Raw genomic sequence first — 21721 nt, forward strand, 5'->3', positions numbered from 1 at the left:
CTTACCTTATTGCGCCATGGGGATGCGCCCCGCCCGTCCGCCCTGCTGCGGCCATATCAGCTACCATCCATGCCCTTGCTTGATAGGTACAAGCCATGATCCGGATTGCAGAACTCAAACTCCCCCTCTCGGCGGTGCCCTACCACCCCGACAACCACACCGAATACGCGCCCCAGGAGGCGCTCAGCCAGCTGGCCGCCCAGCGCCTGGGCCTGCAGCCCGCCGCTATTGCTCAGCTGCAGGTGCACAAGCGCAGCTTTGATGCGCGCAAGTCCGAGCTGCTGGCGGTCTACATCGTCGATGTGACCTTGGCAGAGCCCGCGCAGGAAGCGGCCTTGCTGCAGCGCTTTGCGGCAGACTCGCATGTGAACCCGACGCCCGACATGGCCTGGCACCCGGTGGGCCAGGCGCCGGCGGACATGCAGGATCGCCCGGTGGTGGTGGGCTTTGGGCCCTGCGGCATTTTTGCAGCGCTGGTGCTGGCGCAGATGGGCTTCAAGCCCATCGTGCTGGAGCGCGGCAAGACGGTGCGCCAGCGCACCAAGGACACTTGGGGGCTGTGGCGCAAGCGCCGGTTGACGCCCGAATCGAATGTGCAGTTTGGCGAAGGCGGCGCAGGCACCTTCTCGGATGGCAAGCTCTACAGCCAGATCAAGGACCCGCGCCACCTGGGCCGCAAGGTGATGCAGGAGTTCGTCACCTACGGCGCGCCGCCGGAGATCCTGTTCACCGCCCACCCCCACATCGGCACCTTCAAGCTGGTCAAGGTGGTCGAGGGCATCCGCGAGGAGATCGTGCGTCTGGGCGGTGAGATCCGCTTTGAGCAAAAGGTCACCGATGTGCTGGTCGAGGGCGATGCACGCCAGCTGGTGGGCCTGCAGGTACTGGACCAGGCGAGTGGCGAGCGCTACACCCTGCCGACCCGGCATGCAGTGATGGCACTGGGCCACAGCTCGCGCGACACATTTGCGATGTTCTACGAGCGCGGCGTGGCCATGGAGGCCAAGCCCTTCTCGGTGGGCTTTCGCATCGAACACCCGCAAAGCGTCATCGACCGCGCACGCTGGGGCAAGGATGCCGGCCACCCGCTGCTGGGCGCGGCCGACTACAAGCTGGTGCACCATGCGAAGAATGGCCGCGCCGTCTACAGCTTTTGCATGTGCCCGGGCGGCACCGTGGTGGCCGCCACCAGCGAGCCCGAGCGCGTGGTGACCAATGGCATGAGCCAGTACTCCCGCGCCGAGCGCAATGCCAATGCCGGCATGGTCTGCGCGATCAACCCCGAAGACTACCCGCAGGATGCCGAGAGCTTTGCCTGGGCCTTTGGTGGCAAGACCTATGGCGTGGAGGCGCAGGCCCCTGGCGCTTTCCACCCGCTGTCGGGCATCGTGCTGCAGCGCCAGCTGGAATCGAAAGCCTATCTGCTGGGTGGCCAGAACTACAGCGCCCCGGGCCAGCTGGTGGGCGATTTTGTCGCAGGCACGCCTTCGACGGCCTTTGGCCATGTGGAGCCCTCCTACAAGCCGGGCATCACCCTGGGCGACCTGCACCAGGCCCTGCCGGCCTACGCGATCGAGGCCATGCGCGAGGCCCTGCCTGCGTTTGGCAAAAAGATCCGGGGCTATGACATGCGCGATGCCATCCTGACCGGTGTGGAGACCCGCACCTCGTCGCCGGTCAAGATCGGACGGGGCGCTGATTTTCAGAGCGATAACACGCGTGGCCTGTACCCGGCCGGAGAAGGCGCCAGCTATGCCGGCGGCATTCTGTCCGCAGGAGTCGATGGCATCAAGGTGGGCGAGGCGGTGGCCTGCGCCATTCTGGGGCTGCCCGTGCCGTCGTCGGGCTCGCGCGGCTCGGGAGCCGCGTTGTAACGTGCGGGGCTGCCGTCCTGACTGCGGCCCGTGTAAGCCGGCTGGAGGGGCCGGAGCGCGGGCCCATGCCTGCGCAGCACGCAGCGGGCAGGCCCCTGCCCCGCAACGCGACAACAATTTACGGCATGTACCGCTTAACAACGGCTTAAAAAACGGCTTCTTACAACTTTGAGGTCCGCACGCCACAAACGAATCCCGACCTCCAGCGCAGCCCCCTAGAATTTTGGATTGTTCTGATGTTGCTGAAGGTTGCCCATGCCCGCGATCCCCTCTACCTTCTGGTCCCGCCGGAACGCTTCTGGCCTGAGTGCTGCCAGCTGGTGTGCGGCCCTGCTCTGTGCGCTGTCCGGCTCTGCCTGGGCAGCCAGCGTCGATGACCCGGATGGCAGCGACAGCTCCGTGCTGTCTGGCTGGACCTTGGGTTACTCCCCCTACACCTACCACTACTCCAACGCCAAGAAGGAGCGTGACTTCGAACCCGATGACGAGCGGCACAAATATGTATGGCTGCTCAACGCCGAGAAAAGGCTCGATGACCACCAGGTGGCCGGCTTTGCCTATTTCAGCAATTCCTTTGGCCAGCCCAGCCAGTACGCGTATTACGGCTGGCAGTTCCAGCCGCTGTCCAGCACGCCACAGCTGTTTTTCAAGCTCACCGGCGGCGTGATCCATGGCTACAAATACCCCTACCACCGCAAGATTCCGCTCAACAACCGCAACGGCTGGGGCATCACTGCCATCCCGGCTGTAGGCTGGAACTACAACCAGCACTGGGGCGGCCAGCTCAATGTGCTGGGCAAGTCCGCACTGATGTTTCAGCTGAACTACACGATGCGCTGAGCCGCGCTGCAGACCGGACCCTGGTCAGGGCCTGGCCTGCCAGGCCACTTCAGCGGCGCTCCCAATGTCCGCCACGGGCCTGCCAGCCATGGGGGCCGCGCACCCATTCACGGGGCACCCAGCGGTCACCATGGTGCGGAGGTGCCGCCCAGCGGCCTTCACGCCAGACATAACGGCCTCCGCTCCAATCCCAAAAGCCGCCAATCCAGACCTGGGTCGCCATCGGTGCCACCGCTACCGGAACGGGCTCATAACGCAGGGGCGGCGGCGCTTCCGCCGATACGACCACCGCCGCAGGATTGCCATAGGCATAGGGCTCGGCGGGTGCGACAACGCAGCCGGTCACCAGGGCGGCGACCGCCAGGGCCCCGGCCCCCAAAGCAGCCGAACGCCCCGGGATGCTCTGCAAAACGCTCGCCAAGCGGGATGAGACGCAAGGCGTGTTTGGCCGTCGAGCCGTAGCCATTGACAAGGAAGACAACGCAGCGGATCGCCCGAGACCGCGTTCAGACCCGGGCAGGGAGTTTTGCAGAGGGTCCCCAGAAGTGGGAGTGTGCAACATGGTGCATCTCCAGTCATTGCAAGAACTCCATTGAAGGAGCGCCGCCTTAACGCCCGGTGAGCGGCGCGTAAATCAGCGGTAAAAGCGGGGCCGCCCCTGCCAGCGCAGCCCGATCCGCCGCTTGGCACCCCCCAAAAAAAGCACTGCCGAGGCAGTGCTTTGGTGAGGGGGCGAGCCCAGGCTTATTGCACCTGGTTGTTTTGCAGCGCGGCCACACGCTCTTCAATCGGAGGGTGCGAGCTGAACAGCTTGCCCAAGCCGCCGGTGATGCCCATGGCCTGCATGCTTTGCGGCAGGGTGCCGGGCTGCATGCCGCCGAGGCGGTGCAAGGCATTGATCATTGGCTGCTTGCGGCCCATCAGGCGGGCGGCACCGGCATCGGCACGGAACTCGCGCTGGCGCGAGAACCAGGCCACGATGATGGCAGCCAGGAAGCCGAAGACGATATCGAGCACGATGGTGGTGATCATGTAGCCAATGCCGGGGCCCGAGCTTTGCTCGTCATTGCGGCGCAGGAACGAATCGACCGCATAGCCGATGACGCGCGAGAGAAACACCACAAAGGTGTTCATCACGCCCTGGATCAGCGCCATCGTCACCATATCGCCATTGGCCACGTGGGCGACCTCGTGGCCGATGACGGCCTCGACCTCTTCACGGGTCATGCCTTGCAGCAGCCCGGTGGAGACGGCCACCAGCGCAGAATTCTTGAAAGCGCCTGTCGCAAATGCGTTGGCCTCGCCTTCATAGATACCCACTTCGGGCATCTGGATGCCAGCCTGGTCCGAGAAGCGGCGCACGGTCTCGACAATCCAGGCCTCGTCAGCGCTTTGGGGCTGGTTGATGATCTTGACGCCCATGCTCATCTTCGCAATGGGCTTGCTCATCAGCAACGAGATGATGGCGCCGCCAAAACCCATGATGAAGGCAAAGCCGAGCAGCGCCCCGAGGTTCAGGCCATTGGCGGTCAGATAGCGGTTGACACCGAGCAGGCTGGCAACAATGCCAAGCACCACAACGACGGCGATGTTGGTCGCCAGAAAAAGGAACATTCGTTTCATGGGGTCGATTCTCCAAGGAGGGGAACACAGTGCTCGGTAGCTGGGGGCAATGTCTTGGTAATTCAAGACCTTACCTCCACTTTATGGCGACGGCGGGTGCTTATGATGGTTGTGGCCGTCGGGCCGAGCGAAATACGTCTGGGTCATCGTAGAAGGAAACATGCTGGTTGCCCTGGCACCATCCCGGAATGCCCAGCACCGGCAACGGTGTGAAGGGCTTGCCCGCCAGGTGCGCAGCGTCCAGTGCGTCGGCGATGACCTCGTCGATATTGTCCACGATCGGCCAAGGCTGCGCCGGGCAAAAAACATGCGCGGTGATTGGTTTTCTGGGGGTGATGAGCTTTTCCAGCAGCGCATGGCCGATGACGATGAGCTGCGCCTGCTGCCACAGCGGTCGCAGCTCGACAAAGAGCCGCTGCCATTGGCGTTGCTGCAGCGCCTGCCACAGCGCATCGGGCGCAAGCAGCACCGCGCCGTTTTCGTCGAACAGGGTCAGCGCATCGCGCAACGGGCCCCGGCGGGCACCCACACCGCCCGCCTGTTCGATCGCCTGGGCCTGCATGGCGTTGAGCCGTGCCTTGCTGCGCGCAAAGCGCTGCCAGACCAGGCCGTTGAGCCCGTCGTGCATGTTTTCTCGGGTAGGGATGCAGCCGGTGCGCGCAATGAAGCGCTCGTAGGCCTCACCTGGCGGCAGCGCCGACTGCGGCACAAAACGCCGGCCGCAGTCGCCCAGGCGGTTGAGCAAGTCGGGCATCGCCAGGCCTTGCCGTTCCAGCGCGCTGACCTGCAGGCCCAGCGCCCGGTAGGGCTGCAGCCAGGGCGCCTGCCAGTCCAGCGATGACCAGCCGGGCTCGGGCGGAGTGTCTGCAGTGGCCCGGCCGTTATTCACGCATCAAATGACAAAAATGCTCAGTCTGCCAGCTTCCAAGGCAGCGCTTCGCCCGAGCGCAGCGGTTTGAGATCGGCCTGGCCAAAGGGGTAGGACTCGGGCGGGGTCCAGGATTCACGCACCAGCGTGATGCGGTCGGTGTTGCGCGGCAGGTTGTAGAAATCCGCACCATGCAGGCTGGCAAAACCTTCGAGCTTGTCCAGCGCGCCCGCCTTGTCAAAGGCCTCGGCGTACATCTCGATGGCGGCATGCGCGCTGTAGCAGCCCGCGCAGCCGGTAGCGTGCTCCTTCAGCTGGGCGGCATGCGGGGCGCTGTCGGTGCCCAGGAAGAACTTGGGGTTGCCGCTGGTGGCGGCCTGCACCAGCGCCAGGCGGTGTTCCTCGCGCTTGAGCACCGGCAGGCAGTAGTAATGCGGACGGATGCCACCGGTAAAGATGGCGTTGCGGTTGAACAGCAGATGCTGGGGCGTGATGGTGGCGCCGACGAAGCGGTCGGTCTCGGTCACGTACTGGGCCGCTTCGCGTGTGGTGATGTGCTCGAAGACGATCTTCAGTTCGGGGAAATCGCGGCGCAGCGGCACCATGTGCTGGTCGATAAAGGCCGCCTCGCGGTCGAACAGGTCGACCTCACTGCCGGTCACCTCACCGTGCACCAACAGCAGCAGGCCTTCGCGCTGCATCGCTTCCAACGTGGGGTAGATCTTGCGGATATCGGTCACCCCGTGGTCACTGTTGGTGGTGGCGCCAGCAGGGTAGAGCTTGCAGGCCACCACACCGGCGGCCTTGGCACGCACGATCTCTTCGGGAGCGAGCTTGTCCGTCAGGTACAGGGTCATCAGCGGCTCAAACCTCTGGCCCTGGGGGATGGCCGCCACGATGCGCGCCTTGTAGGCCTGTGCCAGCGCAGCGGTCGTGACCGGTGGCTTGAGGTTGGGCATGACGATGGCACGGGCGAATTGCCGCGCCGCATGGGCCACCGTGGTGGCCAGGGCGGCGTCATCGCGCAGATGGATGTGCCAGTCGTCGGGTCGGAGGATGCTGATGGAGGAGGGTGCGGTGCTCATCCCGCCATTGTCGCACCGGTCATGCGGGCGTCATCGCTGTGACCGAGCATGGCGCAAAAGTAACTCAATGTTAAGGGTCGATGCTCATAGAGTACACAGTCTCTATGCGTATCATAGATGGCTGTAGGAATTCTTAATCAAGGACTGTGCAACATGTGGCTAAACCATATTTTTCGCGGCGCTGTGCTGCTGTGCCTTGCCAGCAGCAGCCTGGCTCAGACCCCTTTGCCCGACAGTTGGGACAAGATCAAGGAGTCGCAGCGCATCACCGTGGGCTACCGCCCGGACGGACTGCCTTTTGCCTACGAGATGGGAGAGACCAAGAAGCCGGTCGGCTACGCCATCGAGATCTGCCAGGCGCTGATCACCAAGCTCCAGCAGAGCATGGGCCTGGCCAGGCTCGATATCCAGTACCGCGCCATCAATGGCCAGACCCGTTTCACCGACCTGGCCAGCGGTGCCATTGATGTCGATTGCAGCAACACCACCAACACCAAGGACCGGCGCGAGAGCAAGCATGTGTCCTTCAGCCTGCCCTACTACATCGCCGGCGTGCGCATGCTGGTCAGGTCCGACAGCGGCATCAACGATGTGGATGACCTCTCGGGCAAGCGCGTGATCACCACCAAGGGCACCACCTCGCTGCAGGTGCTCGAGCGCCGGGTGGCCGTCAATGGCCTCAAGATCCAGCACAGCGAGTGCCTCACCCATGACGCCTGCTTCAAGGCCGTGCAGGCGGGCACCGCCGATGTCTGGCTGATGGACGACATCCTGCTGGCGGCCCACCGTGCGCAGTCGGAGAAGCCCGAACAGGTCAAGCTGATCGGCAAGCTGATGTCGATCGAGCCGCTGTCGCTGATGATGCGCGACACCGATGTGCGCATGAAAAAGGTCTTCGACGCCGAGATGCGCGTGCTGTCGCAGAACTTCGAGATCACGCGCCTGTACAAGAAGTGGTTCGAGTCGCCGCTGCCGGGCAAGAGCTTTGCGCTGAATGTGCCGATGTCCTACCTGCTCACCGACATGCTGCGCTTCCCCAGCGACAAGTTCGACAACTGATGTCTCCGGGGCCGCATCCTGCGGCCCCTGTCTGCCGGCCCAGCGCTGCCCGCAGCGCGCGCCGTCCAGCCCCAACGCAGGGTCCACGATGGCGGTCCGCCCCCTCCCCCCCCCCCAACCATCCGCCCATGAAAAATGGCCGCATAAGCGGCCATGGTCGTGTACGAGAGACGCTGCAATCAGTGTTGCAGGATCTTGCCCAGGAAGTCCTTGGTGCGGGGCTGGCGGGCGTCTGGGTTGCCGAAGAAGTCTTCCTTGGAGCAATCCTCCAGAATCTTTCCGCCCACGTCCATGAAGATCACGCGGCTGGCCACCTTCTTGGCAAAACCCATTTCGTGCGTCACGCACATCATCGTCATGCCTTCGTTGGCCAGGCCGATCATCACGTCCAGCACTTCGCCGACCATTTCAGGGTCCAGCGCGGAGGTGGGCTCGTCGAACAGCATCACGCTCGGGTCCATCGACAGTGCACGGGCAATGGCCACGCGCTGCTGCTGACCACCGGACAGCTGACCCGGGAACTTGTCCTTGTGCGCCATCAGGCCCACACGGTCGAGCATCTTTAGGCCACGGGCCTTGGCATCGTCAGCGCTGCGGCCCAGCACCTTGATCTGGGCGATGGTCAGGTTCTCGGTCACCGACAGGTGGGGGAACAGCTCGAAATGCTGGAACACCATGCCCACGGTGCTGCGCAGCTTGGGCAGGTCGGTCTTGGGATCGTGGATGGGCGTGCCATTGACCCAGATCTCACCCTTCTGGATAGGCTCGAGCGCATTGATCGTCTTGATCAAGGTCGACTTGCCCGAACCCGAAGGGCCGCAGACCACCACCACCTCGCCCTTGGCGATGCTGGTGGAGCAGTCGTTGAGCACCTGGAAGCTGCCATACCACTTGGAGACATTCTTCATTTCAATCATTTGGATATCCTTTGTATTGCAGCATCAACGGATGATGGCGATCTTCTTGTGCAAACGCTTGACGAACCACGACAGCGTAAAGCAGATGATGAAGTAAAGCACGGCGGCAGCCAGATAGGCCTCGACCGGACGGCCGAAGTTCTTGCCCGCCACTTCAAAGCCCTTGAGCATGTCGTAGGCGCCAATGGCATAGACCAGCGAGGTGTCCTGGAACAGGATGATGGTCTGCGTCAGCAGCACCGGCAGCATGTTGCGGAAGGCCTGGGGCAGCACCACCAGACGCATGTTCTGCCCATAGGTCATGCCCACGGCCTGACCGGCGTACACCTGACCCCGCGGAATGGACTGGATACCGGCGCGCATGATCTCGGAGAAGTACGCGGCCTCGAACGCCACGAAGGTGATGACCGCTGACATCTCCGCCCCGATGGGCTTGCCGATCAGCAGAGGCACCAGCAGGAAGAACCACAGAATCACCATCACCAGCGGCACCGAACGCATGCCATTGACATAGATGGTCGCAGGCACGACCAGAATCTTCTTGCCCGACAGGCGCATCAGCGCCAGCAAGGTGCCAAAGAGGATGCCACCGAGGGTGGCAACGATGGTCAGCATCACGCTGAACACCAGCCCCTTGATGATGAAGTTCTGGATCAGGTCCCAGTTGTAGAACGAAAAATCAAGATTCAAATTCATCTCAGTGACCTCCGGAGCCGCCAGCGGCGATAAAGCCCGGGATGCGGCTCTTCTTTTCAATGAAGGCCATGATGCGGTTGATCACGAATGCCGAGATCATGTACAGCGCGGTCACCGCCAGGTAGACCTCGATGCCGCGAGAGGTTTCCTCTTGTGCCTGCATCGCGAACAGGGTCAGCTCGGCCACCGACACGGCGAAGGCCACCGACGAGTTCTTGAAGATGTTCATCGACTCGCTGGTCAGCGGTGGAATGATGATGCGGTAGGCCATCGGCAGCAGCACATAGCGGTAATACTGGAAGGTCGTGAAACCCAGCGCCATGCCTGCATAACGCTGGCCACGGGGCAGCGCCAGGATACCGGCACGCAGCTGCTCGGCAATACGCGCCGACGTGAAAAAGCCCAGCGCCAGCACCACCAGCAGGAACCCAGGCACTTGCTTGAGCGCAGGGAACATCGCAGGCACCACGTGGTACCACAGGAAAATTTGTACCAGCAGCGGGATGTTGCGGAACAACTCCACCCAGGCATTGCCCAGGCGCACGGTCCAGGGCCGGTCCGGCAGCGTACGCAAGGTACCGATGATGGAGCCGACGATCAGCGCGATCACCAGCGCGCACAAGGAAACGGAGATAGTCCATCCCCATGCAGACAACAACCAGTCCAGGTACGTGATATCGCCGTTTTTACCGAAACAGCCCTGCACGACCTGGCGCTCAATCGTGTCTTCACAAAATACTTGCCAATCCCAATTCATAGGACTACCTCTTTTTTTGTCTTTGTAGCAATGTTTGGTGCCTGGTTGCAACTGACAAAAACCAGTACCAACAAAAACGCCCCCCAAACCCCAGGCTGGAAGGGCGGTACCTAAATGGTGTGCTTACTTGACTTCGTAGGCTTCCATGGGCTTGTCGTTCGGGTTGGCCCAAGCATCCTTGGTTGCCGCCGACAGCGGCAGACCCACCTTCACGTTGTTAGGAGGGATGGGTTGCATGAACCACTTGTCGTACAGCTTCTCGAGCGAGCCATCCTTGATCTGGCGCACGATGGAGTCGTCCACGGCCTTCTTGAAGGCAGCGTCGTCCTTGCGCAGCATGCAGGCGATAGGCTCGACCGACAGCACTTCACCGACGACCTTGTAGTCGGCAGGCGCCTTGGACTTGGAGATGTTGGCGGCCAGGATGGAGCCGTCCATGATGAAGGCGTCGGCACGGCCGGACTCCAGCATCAGGAAGCTGTCTGCGTGGTCCTTGCCCATGACTTCCTTGAAGGTCAGGCCATCAGCGCGCTTGTTCTTGCGCAGGGTCTGCACCGACGTGGTACCGGTCGTGGTCACGATGGTCTTGCCGTTCAGGTCCTTGATGCCGGTGATGCCGGAGTTGGCCTTCACCGCGATGCGCACTTCTTCCACATAGGTGGTGAAAGCGAAAGCAGCATCCTTTTGGCGCGACTGGTTGTTGGTGGTGGAGCCGCACTCCAGATCCACGGTACCGTTCTGCACCAGAGGCACGCGGTTTTGCGAGGTCACGGGCTGGTACTTGATGTCCAGCTTGGACAGGCCCAGCTGCTTTTGCAGGTCGCCCACGATGTACTCAGCCATCTCGGTGTGGAAGCCGACGTACTTGCCGTTACCCAGCGTATAGCCCAGGCCCGAAGACTCGCGCACGCCCAGCGTGATGCTGCCAGACGACTTGATCTTGGCCAGCGTATCGCCCGCTTGCGCAAACGCGCTACCTGCCGCAACCGCTGCGACCGCAAAAGCCAGCAAATGTTTCTTCATCATCAGACCTCCAGATAAATCAATTAAGTTGACAACTATGGGCCTCGGAAGACGCCAAAGCGACAACTGACACGCAACGTATTGTGCAGTCCGTCCAGATAATGCCAGCAGACTGAGCGCTGCAATTATCCGGAAAATTACCAATGAATTGCTAACAATTCATAGGCTTTTTCGAACAAATCGCGTACATCTAACCAACTGCAACACGAGCAATCCGCAAGCATTGCACAGAAATTCTGTAACGCATATTAGAAATTACCCTGCAAATTCAGACAATCTATATTCTTATAGATCTCATGGATTCTGTGCGGGGTTCCGGGACACCAGGTAGTCCCACAGTGCCTGGGCGCCGGACTTCACGGCATCGCTGGACTGGGGCTTCTCCCGGTAGGCGCGCACATCCATCGCGACTTCCCACTGGGTGGAGCTGGGGTAGTCGGCGCGCACCAGCTTCTTGGCCTTCAGCTCCTTCTTGGCAGCGCTTTGCGGCAGGAACGCCAGCCCGTGCCCTTCCATCGCCATGGCCTTGAGGCCTTCGGCCATGTCGGTTTCGTAGACACGATCCAGGTAGGCAGGCTCGGGCGCCTGCTTGAGGGCCAGGTCGGTCACGCGGCTGAGATAGGCACCCGGCGCATAGCCCAGGAATGGCAGCGGCACCTCGGCTGCGCCGGGCAGCAGGAAAAGCGGCAGGCCATCGAGCCCCGGCTTGCAATAAGGCGCCATCACCTCGCGGCCCAGGCTCACCATTTCATAGCGCTGTGGGTCCAGCTGGATAGGCTGGGATTCATGGTGGTAGGCAATCAGCAGATCACAGCCGCCTTCGACCAGGCGCATCACCGCATCGTGCACGTTGAGGGCGATCAAGCGGCTCTTGAACAGGCCGAAGTCATTGCGCAGGCCCGACACCCAGGTCGGGAAAAAGGTGAAGGCCAGCGTGTGCGGCACGGCAAAGTCGATGATGTCCTTGCCCGAGGACGAATGCACCCGCAGCATCGCACGCGTGCTCTGCACCGCCTGCAGGATCTCGATGGCCTGGTTGTACAGCGTCTTGCCCGCTGGCGTCAGCCGCGTCGGGTAGGAGCTGCGGTCCACCAGGTCCGCGCCCGCCCAGGACTCCAGCGCCTGAATCCGCCGCGAGAATGCCGGCTGGGTGACATGGCGCAACTGCGCCGACCGGCTGAAACTGCGCGTTTCCGCCAGACTCACAAAATCTTCAAGCCACTTGGTTTCCATCCGCGCATTATCCACACGCCCATCACCGTTGGGGACAAGTTGCTCGCCGAGATCTGCTGCCTGCACCGGCAACACAGGCGACTGAGAGGGCCCATCCCCGGGAAAAGGATGGCTTGCAAGCCCACCGTTCAGGCCCATAATCGGGCCCCACTGGCCCACCGGCCAGGTGCGGCGCTGCCGCTGATACCGATCTATCCGATACCGATGGTCCGCTCACAAGGCGGTTTGTGTTCTCCGCATCCACCCTTGGCTCTGCCAAGCCCTCTCGCGACCGGTTGTTATGGCATCACCCTCCCCTCATTCTTCGGGCGGCAGCAGCGCTGACCCCTCCAGCACCCTCCCCAGCGAGCCCGCCCCTGCCCGAGGGCTGTGGCTGGAAGACTGGCTCACGGTCGTGATCATGGCGCTGCTGGCGCTCATCACGTTCGCCAATGTCATCGTGCGCTACTTCACCGATGGCTCGTTTGCCTGGACCGAAGAGATCTCGGTGTTCCTGATGATCCTGCTGGCCATGGTGGCCGGCTCGGCAGCCGTCGCGCGCAACCTGCACATCCGCATCGAATACTTTGCCGAACGCGGCGACGCGCGCCGGCGCAAGGCCTTTGCCCGCTTTGGCGCGTTGACGGTGGCCCTGCTGTTTGCACTGATCTGCGTGCTCAGCATCCGCGTCGTGTATGACGACTACCGCTATGAGGAAACCTCGCCAGGCATCGGCGTGCCGCAGTGGTGGTACTCCATCTGGCTGCCGGTGTTCTCCGCGCTGATCACCCTGCGCGCGCTCGGCCTGTTCCTGCGCCAGGGCCGGGCCAGCTTTGCCCATGTGTACTCCGAAGGCAGCGGTGCTGCAGCCAAGGAGCACGCATGATTGCCACCCTGCTCTTTATCGGCTTTATTGCGCTGATGCTGCTGGGCGTGCCCATTGGCGCCGCGCTGGGCCTGGCGGGCGCCGTAGCCATTGCGCTGGCCAATGCCGATGCCCAATGGTTTGGACTGCTGGCCATTCCGCAGAACTTCTATGCCGGCCTGGGCAAGTACCCGCTGCTGGCCATTCCGATGTTTGTGCTAGTGGGCTCGATCTTTGACCGCTCCGGCGTGGCGCTGCGGCTGGTCAACTTTGCCGTGGCCATCGTCGGGCGCGGCCCGGGCATGCTGCCGCTGGTGGCCATTGCCGTGGCCATGTTCCTGGGCGGCATCTCGGGCTCCGGCCCCGCCAATGCAGCAGCGGTGGGCGGCGTGATGATTGCGGCGATGAGCCGTGCCGGCTATCCGGGCAGCTTCTCGGCCAGCGTCGTGGGAGCTGCTGCAGCCACCGACATCCTGATTCCTCCGTCGGTCGCCTTCATCATCTACTCGGTGCTGGTGCCCGGGGCCTCGGTGCCGGCGCTGTTTGCGGCCGGCATGATCCCCGGCATTCTGGCGGGCCTGGCGCTGATCATCCCGGCGGTCTGGATGTCGCGCAAGCACAAGATGGGCGCGCTGGAAGCCAGCCTGCCCCGCCCCGCATTCTGGAAGAGCCTGCGCGAAGCGGCCTGGGGCCTGGCCGCGCCGGTGCTGATCCTGGGCGGCATGCGCATGGGCTGGTTCACACCGACTGAGGCAGCCGTGGTCGCCGTGTTCTACGGTCTGTTCGTCGGCATGGTCGTGCACCGCACGATCGGTGTGCGCGACCTGTTCCCGATCCTGCGCGAGGCCGGCGAGCTCTCGGCCGTGATCCTGATCGTGGTGTCGCTCGCTGGCATCTTCGCATTCTCGCTGTCGACCCTGGGCGTGATCGACCCGATCACCAACGCGATCGTCAACTCGGGCCTGGGTGAATGGGGTGTGATGGCGCTGCTGATCCTGATGCTGATCACCGTGGGCATGTTCCTCGACGGCATCTCCATCTTCCTGATCTTTGTGCCGCTGCTGATGCCCATCATGCAGCACTACCACTGGGACCCCGTCTGGTTTGGCGTGATCCTGACCCTGAAGGTGGCGCTGGGCCAGTTCACCCCGCCGCTGGCAGTGAACCTGATGGTCAGCTGCCGCATTGCAGGCGTGCGCATGGAATCGACCGTGCGCTGGGTCGGCTGGATGCTGTTTGCGATGTTCTGCGTGATGGTGCTGGTCATCGCCTTCCCGCAACTGGCCCTGTGGCTGCCCGCCCAACTGGGCTACTGATCGGAGCCCGGGCTGGGTGCAGGCGCGAACGCCGCCACCCAGCCCCCTGGATTTGCAAAATTCCCCCTTGAACCACCCGGAGACAACACCATGAAAACCCGTCAATTCCTTGCCACCGCCTTGGCCGCTGCTGCGGCGCTGAGCTTTGCCGCGCCGGCTGTACAAGCCCAGGGCAACTACAAAAGCGAGTACCGCATGTCGCTGGTGCTGGGCACGGCCTTCCCCTGGGGCAAGGGCGGCGAGATCTGGGCCAACAAGGTGCGCGAGCGCACGCAGGGCCGCATCAACATCAAGCTCTACCCCGGCGTGTCGCTGGTGCAAGGCGACCAGACGCGTGAGTTCTCGGCACTGCGCCAAGGCGTGATCGACATGGCGGTCGGCTCCACCCTGAACTGGTCGCCGCAGATCAAGGAGCTGAACCTGTTCTCGCTGCCGTTTCTGATGCCCGACTATGCGGCCGCTGATGCGCTGACCCAGGGCGAGCCTGGCAAGCGCCTGTTTGCCCGCCTGGAGAAAGCCGGCGTGGTGCCGCTCGCTTGGGGTGAGAACGGCTACCGTGAAATCTCCAACTCCAAGCATGCGATCAAGACCCCTGCCGACATGAAGGGCCTCAAGATCCGCGTGGTCGGTTCGCCGCTGTTTGTCGACACCTTCAGCGCACTGGGCGCCAACCCCACGCAGATGAGCTGGGCCGATGCCCAGCCTGCGATGGCCAGCGGCGCGGTCGACGGCCAGGAGAACCCGGTCGCCGTCTACCAGGCGGCCAAGCTCAACACCGTGGGCCAGAAGTACCTGACGCTCTGGGGCTACATCAATGACCCGCTGATCTTTGTCGTCAACAAGGACATCTGGGCCAGCTGGAGCAAGGCCGACCAGGACATCGTGCGCCAGGCCGCCATCGAAGCCGGCCAGGAAGAAATCGCCATTGCGCGCAAAGGCATGATCGAAGCGGACAAGCCGCTGGTCAAGGAGCTGAGCGCCAATGGCGTCACCGTGACCGAACTGAGCGCCGCCGAGCGCGAAGCTTTTGTGAAGGCCACCCGCCCGGTGTATGACAAGTGGAAGCAGCAAGTGGGCGCCGACCTGGTGACCGCCGCTGAGAAGGCGATTGCGGGCCGCAAGCAGTAAGAACGGCATCCTCCAAAGCAAAACCACCGGCTGCACGCCGGTGGTTTTTTTGTAGCTGCTGCTTCAGGCGCCGCTTGCGTTCAACGCAGCGGGCCGCAGCCCTTACTCGATCTTGAAACCCGTTGACTTGACCACCTGCTTCCAGCGGTCGGTCTCGGCCTGGATCTCCTGGGCAAAGCTTTCGGGCGTGGTCTTCACGGGGATGTAGTCGTACTGCTTGAGCTTGGCCAGCACATCGGGCATCTGCATGACCTTGTCGATGTTCTGCGACAGGGCGGTCACGATGTCCTTGGGCGTGCCCTTGGGCGCGAGCAGGCCCGCCCAGGAGCTGAACTCCATGTCCTTGACACCCAGTTCGACCAGGGTCGGCACATCGGGGAAGGAGGCAGCGCGCTGGGGCAGCACCACGGCCAGCGCCTTGACCTTGCCGGCCTTGATCATCTCCACGGCGGCAAAGGAGTCAAACGAGAAATCCACCTCGCCGGACACGACGGCCTGCATCTGCGGGCTGGTGCCCTTGTACTGCGCATTGATGATCTGCGGCGCCTTGATCACGTGCTTGAACTGCTCGGTGATCAGGTTGATGATGGCGCTGCCTGACGACGCCGTCAGCGGCTTGTCCTTGTTCTGCGCCAGCGCGATCAGCTCTTGCAGCGTGTTGGCCGGCAGGTCCTTGCGGGCAATGATGATGAAGCCCACCGAGCAGACCTTGGCCACCGGCGCAAAGCTGGCGGCCGCCTCATAGGGCGCCTTGTAGATCACCGGGCTCAGGGTCTGGGCACCGGCGGTGTTGAACAGCAAGGTGTAGCCATCGGCCTGGGCACGGGCCACCTCGCCGGTGCCGATCATGCCGTTGGCGCCACCCCGGTTGTCGATGACAAAGCTGGCCTTCATCAGTTCGCCCATCTTCTGCATCACCAGCCGGGCCACCACATCGGTAGTGCCGCCTGCGGCGAAGGGCACGATCACACGCACCGGCTTGCTGGGGTAGGCGGTCTGCGCCTGCGCCCATTGCGGCATGCTGGCGGCTCCCGCAGCAGCGGCAACGGTGGTGAGGAAATGGCGGCGCTGGGTCATGTCCATGCAATGTCTCCTGTGTCTAGCTTTGGTTATCGGCCCATTGTGGGCAGCGCTGGCCGGGCTGTCTAATACTTGCCAGCAATCGCACCATTCGAAGCCGCTATGGTGTGATGGTTGCACAGGGCGGGCCCGCTGCTGCCCGGCAGCGGTGGCCGTCTGTCTCCCAGGCGTCTTGGCAAGCGAGTGCTGTGGAGCGGGGAGCGGCAAAGGCAGCGGCTGCATCGGGGTGCCGCAAGCGCAGCCGATGCGCTGCAGATCGCAGCGCGGCGGGAGACACTATCTAGTCGATAGTTTTTATCTTCTTAATACTGAATAAACATAGTCAATTTATACCCCTAGTAAATACCCTAATTTAGGGTAAATACCAGGGTTAGCTGTCACATATTTGTAAAAGTTCCAAGCTAATTCAGCCAAATTTCGGAACAATCCGTTTGATTTTTGGCTATTTATCGAAGATAGATACCAATATAAACTTCATTCCATCGTTACACAAAAGCTGCACTGCAAGCCGCAAGCGCTGGCAGACACAGTCCAAGACGACGCGAATCGACCACCAGGCCGGACGCAACACCAAAGGAAAGAAAAATGAACGCACGTATTCTCGCTATCGCCGCTACCCTCGCTCTGGGTGCTTCCGTTGCCCAAGCCAACCCTTTTGAAGGCGACCAAGCCATCACCCCTCAAGCCGCTGCGACCAGCGCCGTGAGCCGCGCTGATGTGCAAGCCCAACTGGCTGAAGCCCGCAAGACCAACACGATGATTGCCCAAGGCAACCAGTCGACCGTTAACGCCTACGAACTGGGCAAGGGCCAACTGAGCCGTGCTGAAGTGACCCAGGCCGCCCGCCAGGCACTGGCCAACGGCTCGATCCTGGAAGGCGAATAAGCTTTCTCCCCCTGCCGGCACGCCCCCAGCCGGTACGGCATCCACGGGACGGCGCACACACTCCCCGTCCCCCTGGGAACAGGCCACTGCAATGCAGTGGCCTTTTTTGCGCCTGCATGGCCGCCAGCGCGGACGGGGCACAGGTTCTATGATGCGGGAACCTCTCTACGTATCTGTCCTCTCACCGCCAGACTCTCAGGTACCACGCGATATGCCCCATGCTTTCCTGCGCCGCTCGATAGGAGCGCTTTTTTTTACACTGCTTGTGCTGGTGCTGAGCGGCATGGCGCCGCCTGCCCAGGCCCAGATCAAGCTGCAGATCGGCAGCGGCGCCAGCGCCGCTGCGATGGACACGGCCTCCAGCGCTGCGGCTGGCAGCGTCGTGACCACCCCCCGGGTGCGGGCCGAGCTGGTGGCACTGGCGCCCCAAGGGGTGGAGCCCGGCAAGAGCATTGCGCTGGGCCTGCTGCTGGACCACCAGCCCGAGTGGCACACCTACTGGACCAACCCGGGCGACTCGGGCCTGCCCACCCAGTTGCAGTGGCAGCTGCCGCCGGGCTGGGACGCCGGCGAGATCGCCTGGCCAACGCCCCATCCGATCCGGGTCGGCAGCTTGGTGAACTATGGCTACGAAGGCCAGGTGCTGCTGCCCGTCACCGTGCAGATTCCCAGCGATTTCTCGGCCGATGCCCGCGATGTGACCGTGCGACTGCAGGCCAACTGGCTGATCTGCCGCGTCGAATGCATTCCGGAAGAAGGCCAGTTCAGCCTGACCCTTCCCACCAAGAGCAGCACCGCGCTGCACGCCGGCACCTTTGCCCAGGCCCATGCCCAGGCACCGGTAGCGCTGCAAGGCAGCAGCCAGGCCAGCGTCGATGGCGAGACGCTGAAGCTGCGCGTCTCCGGCCTGCCCGCTGCGCTGCAAGGCCAGCGCCTGCAGGTGCTGAGCGAGAGCCCCGACACCTTGCACCATGCGATGCAGGACGGCCAGGACTTTACCCAGCAATGGGACGGCGCCGACTGGACCGCCGTGGTGCCGCTGTCGGCCAACCGGGGCCAGACGCCCGAGGACATTGCGCTGGTGCTGACGACCGACAAGCACACGGTCGTCGATGGCGCCGTCGGCTGGCGCACCGTGGCGCCCGTCAGTGGCCAATGGAAGGCCGCTGCCATCGCCCAGGTATCGCCCGAGCTGGCGGCAGCACTGGCAAAAAATGCACAGGCTTCCGCTCCGGTTCAACCCGCGTCCTCCGGCAGCCTCTGGCTGGCACTGCTGGGTGCCCTTGTCGGCGGCCTGATCCTGAACCTGATGCCCTGCGTGTTCCCGATTCTGGCGCTCAAGGTGCTGGGCTTTACCACCCATGGCAGCCAACTGCGTGAACAGCGTGCAGCAGGCCTGGCCTACACGGCGGGCGTGGTGCTGTCGTTCCTGGCGCTGGGCGCGCTGCTGCTGGCACTGCGCTCTGCGGGCCAGCAGCTGGGCTGGGGCTTTCAACTGCAATCGCCGCTGGTGATTGCGGCGCTGGCAGCGCTGTTTACCGTCATTGGCCTCAACCTGGCGGGCATGTTTGAGTTTGGCAGTTTTGTGCCCGGCAGCGTGGCGGGCAAGCAGGCCAAGAGCCCCATCACCAATGCCTTCCTGAGCGGTGTGCTGGCGGTGGCGATTGCCTCGCCCTGCACGGCGCCGTTCATGGGGGCATCGATGGGCTTGGCCGTCAGCATGCCTGCCGCCGAGGCCCTGTTGGTGTTTGCCGCGCTGGGCCTGGGTATGGCAGCGCCCTATCTGCTGGCCAGCTGGATCCCTGCGGTGGTGCGCTGGCTGCCGCGCCCTGGCGCCTGGATGGACACCTTCCGCCGCGCGATGGCCTTCCCGATGTTCGCCACGGTGGTCTGGCTGGTCTGGGTGCTGGGCCAGCAAAGCGGCATCGATGGCGCAGCCACGCTGCTGGCCTTGCTGGTGCTGCTGGCGGCTTTGGTCTGGGCACTGGGTCTGCAGGGCCGTGCGCGCTGGGGCTTTGCGGTGCTGTCGCTGGCAGGCGGCCTCTACCTGGCCACTGCCATGGGCCACTACCTGACCACGCCCGCCCCCGCACCCGGCCAGCAGGCCAGCGGCGCGCTGTGGCAGCCCTGGTCGGCGCAGAAGGTCAGCGAGATCAATGCAACCGGCAAGCCGGTGTTTGTGGATTTCACCGCAGCCTGGTGCGTTACCTGCCAGTACAACAAGCGCACCACGTTGAGCGACAGCCAGGTGCTCGCTGCTTTCGACAATAAGCAGGTGCACCTGCTGCGCGCCGACTGGACACGCCAGGACCCCGCGATCACCCAGGCACTGAACCAGCTGGGCCGCAGTGGCGTGCCGGTCTATGTGCTGTATGCACCGGGCAAGGCGCCGCAGATCCTGTCCGAGGTGCTGAGCGTCAAGGAAGTGGTGGACGCGGTGGCGCAGCTCTAAACCCCATCCCCATAAGAAAAGCGCCGGTTTTGTCCGGCGCTTTTCGTTCCTGCAAGGCTGAAACCAGCCGCTCAGCGCCGCCGCGCCGCGAGCTTGCGCACCTCACGCACCAGCTGGTCCACCTCGTCAAAGGTGTTGTAGAAGGCCAGCGAGGGCCGTACCGCCGTCTCGACCCCGAAGCGGCGCAGGATGGGCTGCGCGCAGTGGTGGCCGGTGCGCACGGCGATGCCCTCGGCATTGAGCGCCTGGCCCACCTCGTCGGTGCTGTAGCCGTTCAAGGTAAAGGCCAGCACGCTGGCCTTGCCGGGCACGGTGCCGATCAGGCGCAGCCCCGCAATGCTGGCCAGCTGCGCCATGCCGTAGTCCACCAGTGCGTGCTCGTAGCGGCTGATCTGCGCAATACCGATGCGCTCTACATACTCCAGCGCCGCGCCCAGGCCCACCGCATCGGCGATGTTGCCGGTGCCCGCCTCAAAGGTGTTGGGCAAAGGCTGGTAGACGGTTTTCTCGAACGTCACATCGGCAATCATGTTGCCGCCGCCCTGCCAGGGCGGCATGGCCTCGAGCACCTCGCGCCGGCCCCAGAGCACGCCAATGCCGGTGGGTGCAAAGATCTTGTGGCCCGAGAAGACAAAGAAATCCGCGCCCAGGTCCTGCACATCGACCGGGGTGTGCGCAATGGACTGCGCCCCGTCGATCAAGGTCGTGATACCCCGGCGCTTGGCGATCTCCACCACCTGCTTGACGGGCACCACCGTGCCCAGCACGTTGGAGACATGGCCGATGGCGACGATCTTGGTGCGGTCGTTGATCAGCTTCTGGTACTCGTCCAGCCGGATCTGGCCCTGGTCATCGACCGGAATCACCCGCAGCCGCGCGCCCTTGGCCGCCGCCAACTGCTGCCAGGGAACGATGTTGGCATGGTGCTCCAGGTGGCTGATGATGATCTCATCGCCTTCGCCCACATTCGCACCGCCCCAGGCCTTGGCCACCAGGTTGATGGCCTCGGTGGTGCCACGCACGAAGATGACCTCGCGCGCGTCGGGCGCATGGATGAAGCGCCGCACCACCTCACGGGCATGCTCATAGGCATCGGTCGCCCGTGCAGCCAGGGTATGGGCCGCGCGGTGGATGTTCGAGTTCTCATGCGCATAGAAATGGCTGATGCGCTCGATCACCTGGCGCGGCTTGTGCGTCGTGGCCGCATTGTCCAGCCAGACCAGCGGCTTGCCGTTGATGCGCTCGGACAGAATCGGAAAATCACGCCGCACCGCCTGGATGTCAAAGCCCGGATGGCGGTCCTGCTGCGCCACATGACCCGCCGCCGCACCCGGGGCCGCATGCGGATGCGGTTTGGCCGGCGTGACAAAGCCATTGGGCAGCTGCACCGCATGCACAAAGTAGTACTGCGGCGCAGCACCCGGCCCCTGCAGCGCTTGGCCCGGCAAGGGCGCATCCGCAGCGCGCGGCCCGCGCAGATCGATGCCGTCCAGATGGCTGTCCGGCGCCGCTCGGCGCGCCTGGTCGGCCAGCGCCTGCAACGGTGCATCGCTGGGCGCGGCGGCTGGCGGCGCATCCAGAAAGTAATAGCCACTGGTCGCTGCGGGCACTGCGGCCGGCGCTGCGTTCGCAAGTGGCACGCCTTGCACCAGCCCGCCCAGGCGCGGCTCATAGGCGGGCAGCGCGCTGTGCAGCGTGTCGGGCACGCCATTGCCGGCGGCGGCATGGGGCAGCAAGGCCGGGGCGCGGTGGGCGAGCGACAGCACCGGCGTGGGCGATGCCGGCAAAAGATTGCTGCCCGGCAGCACGCCAGCGGGGAAGGGGGTGCCGGGCACGCTGGGCCCCAGGCCGGCCGGGCTGGCCAGTGGCGAGCCCGGCGGCGCGATATTGACCGGTGCCTGCACACCTGGCGGCAGGCCGGCCGGCGCTGCAGGCCGATCGGCCCAGAGCGCCGTGGCCATCTGCGCCAGCAGCTCGGGGGAGATGGGCGCGCCCGATGGCTCGGGCAGGCCGGATACGGCGGAAACCATGGCGGCTCCTT

The 21721-nt window shown here is 63.7% G+C and carries 19 protein-coding genes; 8 read left to right on the forward strand and 11 right to left on the reverse strand.

From position 1 onward, the window contains the following. The first annotated feature begins 95 nt into the window (after positions 1 to 95). A complete protein-coding gene (locus MJ205_RS17025; RefSeq protein ID WP_239809548.1) occupies positions 96 to 1874 on the forward strand; it encodes an NAD(P)/FAD-dependent oxidoreductase in 1779 nt (592 codons plus the stop codon). A 255-nt stretch (positions 1875 to 2129) separates the two neighbouring features. Continuing rightward, on the forward strand, positions 2130 to 2714 hold the full coding sequence (locus MJ205_RS17030) for a hypothetical protein (RefSeq protein ID WP_239809549.1): 585 nt from the start codon (positions 2130 to 2132) through the stop codon (positions 2712 to 2714). Positions 2715 to 2763: 49 nt separating this feature from the next. On the opposite strand, the gene MJ205_RS17035 is transcribed toward MJ205_RS17030, so the two are convergent. From MJ205_RS17035 to pyrC, 4 genes are all read right to left on the reverse strand, one after another. Then, positions 2764 to 3123, reverse strand: a complete 360-nt coding sequence (locus tag MJ205_RS17035; RefSeq protein WP_239809550.1) for a hypothetical protein — start codon at positions 3121 to 3123, stop codon at positions 2764 to 2766. Between the two features lie 335 nt (positions 3124 to 3458). After that, entirely contained in the window at positions 3459 to 4337 is an 879-nt protein-coding gene (gene htpX / locus MJ205_RS17040; RefSeq protein ID WP_239809551.1) for a protease HtpX, read from the reverse strand. 100 nt (positions 4338 to 4437) lie between these two features. Continuing rightward, entirely contained in the window at positions 4438 to 5226 is a 789-nt protein-coding gene (locus MJ205_RS17045; RefSeq protein ID WP_239809552.1) for a DUF3025 domain-containing protein, read from the reverse strand. A 20-nt stretch (positions 5227 to 5246) separates the two neighbouring features. Beyond that, positions 5247 to 6290: a dihydroorotase gene (gene pyrC, locus MJ205_RS17050; RefSeq protein WP_239809553.1), complete on the reverse strand. Its 1044-nt coding sequence runs from the start codon at positions 6288 to 6290 to the stop codon at positions 5247 to 5249. Positions 6291 to 6443: 153 nt separating this feature from the next. On the opposite strand from pyrC, the gene MJ205_RS17055 reads away from it, so the two are divergent. Further along, positions 6444 to 7349, forward strand: a complete 906-nt coding sequence (locus tag MJ205_RS17055) for an amino acid ABC transporter substrate-binding protein (RefSeq protein WP_239809554.1) — start codon at positions 6444 to 6446, stop codon at positions 7347 to 7349. A gap of 179 nt (positions 7350 to 7528) precedes the next feature. On the opposite strand, the gene MJ205_RS17060 is transcribed toward MJ205_RS17055, so the two are convergent. The 5 genes from MJ205_RS17060 to MJ205_RS17080 form a co-directional block, all read right to left on the reverse strand. Beyond that, positions 7529 to 8266 (reverse strand): amino acid ABC transporter ATP-binding protein, encoded by a 738-nt coding sequence (locus MJ205_RS17060; RefSeq protein WP_230780669.1) that lies wholly within the window; start codon positions 8264 to 8266, stop codon positions 7529 to 7531. A gap of 24 nt (positions 8267 to 8290) precedes the next feature. Further along, positions 8291 to 8962 (reverse strand): amino acid ABC transporter permease, encoded by a 672-nt coding sequence (locus tag MJ205_RS17065; RefSeq protein WP_239809555.1) that lies wholly within the window; start codon positions 8960 to 8962, stop codon positions 8291 to 8293. 1 nt (position 8963) lies between these two features. Next, entirely contained in the window at positions 8964 to 9719 is a 756-nt protein-coding gene (locus MJ205_RS17070) for an amino acid ABC transporter permease (RefSeq protein WP_239809556.1), read from the reverse strand. Between the two features lie 123 nt (positions 9720 to 9842). Next, complete coding sequence (locus MJ205_RS17075) at positions 9843 to 10742, reverse strand: amino acid ABC transporter substrate-binding protein (protein ID WP_239809557.1); 900 nt, start codon at positions 10740 to 10742, stop codon at positions 9843 to 9845. 294 nt (positions 10743 to 11036) lie between these two features. After that, positions 11037 to 11975, reverse strand: a complete 939-nt coding sequence (locus tag MJ205_RS17080; protein WP_239809558.1) for a LysR substrate-binding domain-containing protein — start codon at positions 11973 to 11975, stop codon at positions 11037 to 11039. A 280-nt stretch (positions 11976 to 12255) separates the two neighbouring features. Between MJ205_RS17080 and MJ205_RS17085 the strand changes: the two genes are divergently transcribed. The 3 genes from MJ205_RS17085 to MJ205_RS17095 all read left to right on the forward strand — a co-directional run bounded on the left by MJ205_RS17085 (position 12256) and on the right by MJ205_RS17095 (position 15263). After that, the gene (locus MJ205_RS17085) at positions 12256 to 12840 is read left to right on the forward strand and encodes a TRAP transporter small permease (protein WP_239809559.1); all 585 of its coding nucleotides are present in this window, start codon (positions 12256 to 12258) and stop codon (positions 12838 to 12840) included. Further along, the gene (locus MJ205_RS17090; RefSeq protein WP_239809560.1) at positions 12837 to 14135 is read left to right on the forward strand and encodes a TRAP transporter large permease; all 1299 of its coding nucleotides are present in this window, start codon (positions 12837 to 12839) and stop codon (positions 14133 to 14135) included. Before MJ205_RS17085 ends, MJ205_RS17090 begins: the two co-directional genes overlap by 4 nt. A 90-nt stretch (positions 14136 to 14225) precedes the next feature. After that, positions 14226 to 15263: a DctP family TRAP transporter solute-binding subunit gene (locus MJ205_RS17095; RefSeq protein WP_239809561.1), complete on the forward strand. Its 1038-nt coding sequence runs from the start codon at positions 14226 to 14228 to the stop codon at positions 15261 to 15263. Positions 15264 to 15365: 102 nt separating this feature from the next. Here MJ205_RS17095 and MJ205_RS17100 read toward each other — a convergent pair whose 3' ends face one another. Further along, a complete protein-coding gene (locus MJ205_RS17100) occupies positions 15366 to 16346 on the reverse strand; it encodes a Bug family tripartite tricarboxylate transporter substrate binding protein (protein WP_239809562.1) in 981 nt (326 codons plus the stop codon). A gap of 582 nt (positions 16347 to 16928) precedes the next feature. Between MJ205_RS17100 and MJ205_RS17105 the strand changes: the two genes are divergently transcribed. Together MJ205_RS17105 and MJ205_RS17110 are read left to right on the forward strand one after the other, a co-directional pair. After that, a complete protein-coding gene (locus tag MJ205_RS17105) occupies positions 16929 to 17228 on the forward strand; it encodes a hypothetical protein (RefSeq protein WP_239809563.1) in 300 nt (99 codons plus the stop codon). Between the two features lie 211 nt (positions 17229 to 17439). Next, positions 17440 to 19680, forward strand: coding sequence for a protein-disulfide reductase DsbD family protein (locus MJ205_RS17110; RefSeq protein ID WP_446715031.1), 2241 nt, complete (start codon positions 17440 to 17442; stop codon positions 19678 to 19680). Positions 19681 to 19751: 71 nt separating this feature from the next. Here MJ205_RS17110 and MJ205_RS17115 read toward each other — a convergent pair whose 3' ends face one another. Further along, on the reverse strand, positions 19752 to 21710 hold the full coding sequence (locus MJ205_RS17115; protein ID WP_239809564.1) for a family 2A encapsulin nanocompartment cargo protein cysteine desulfurase: 1959 nt from the start codon (positions 21708 to 21710) through the stop codon (positions 19752 to 19754). Positions 21711 to 21721: the final 11 nt, after the last annotated feature.

This window comes from Comamonas sp. B21-038, from assembly GCF_022387135.1.
GTDB lineage: Bacteria > Pseudomonadota > Gammaproteobacteria > Burkholderiales > Burkholderiaceae_C > Comamonas > Comamonas sediminis.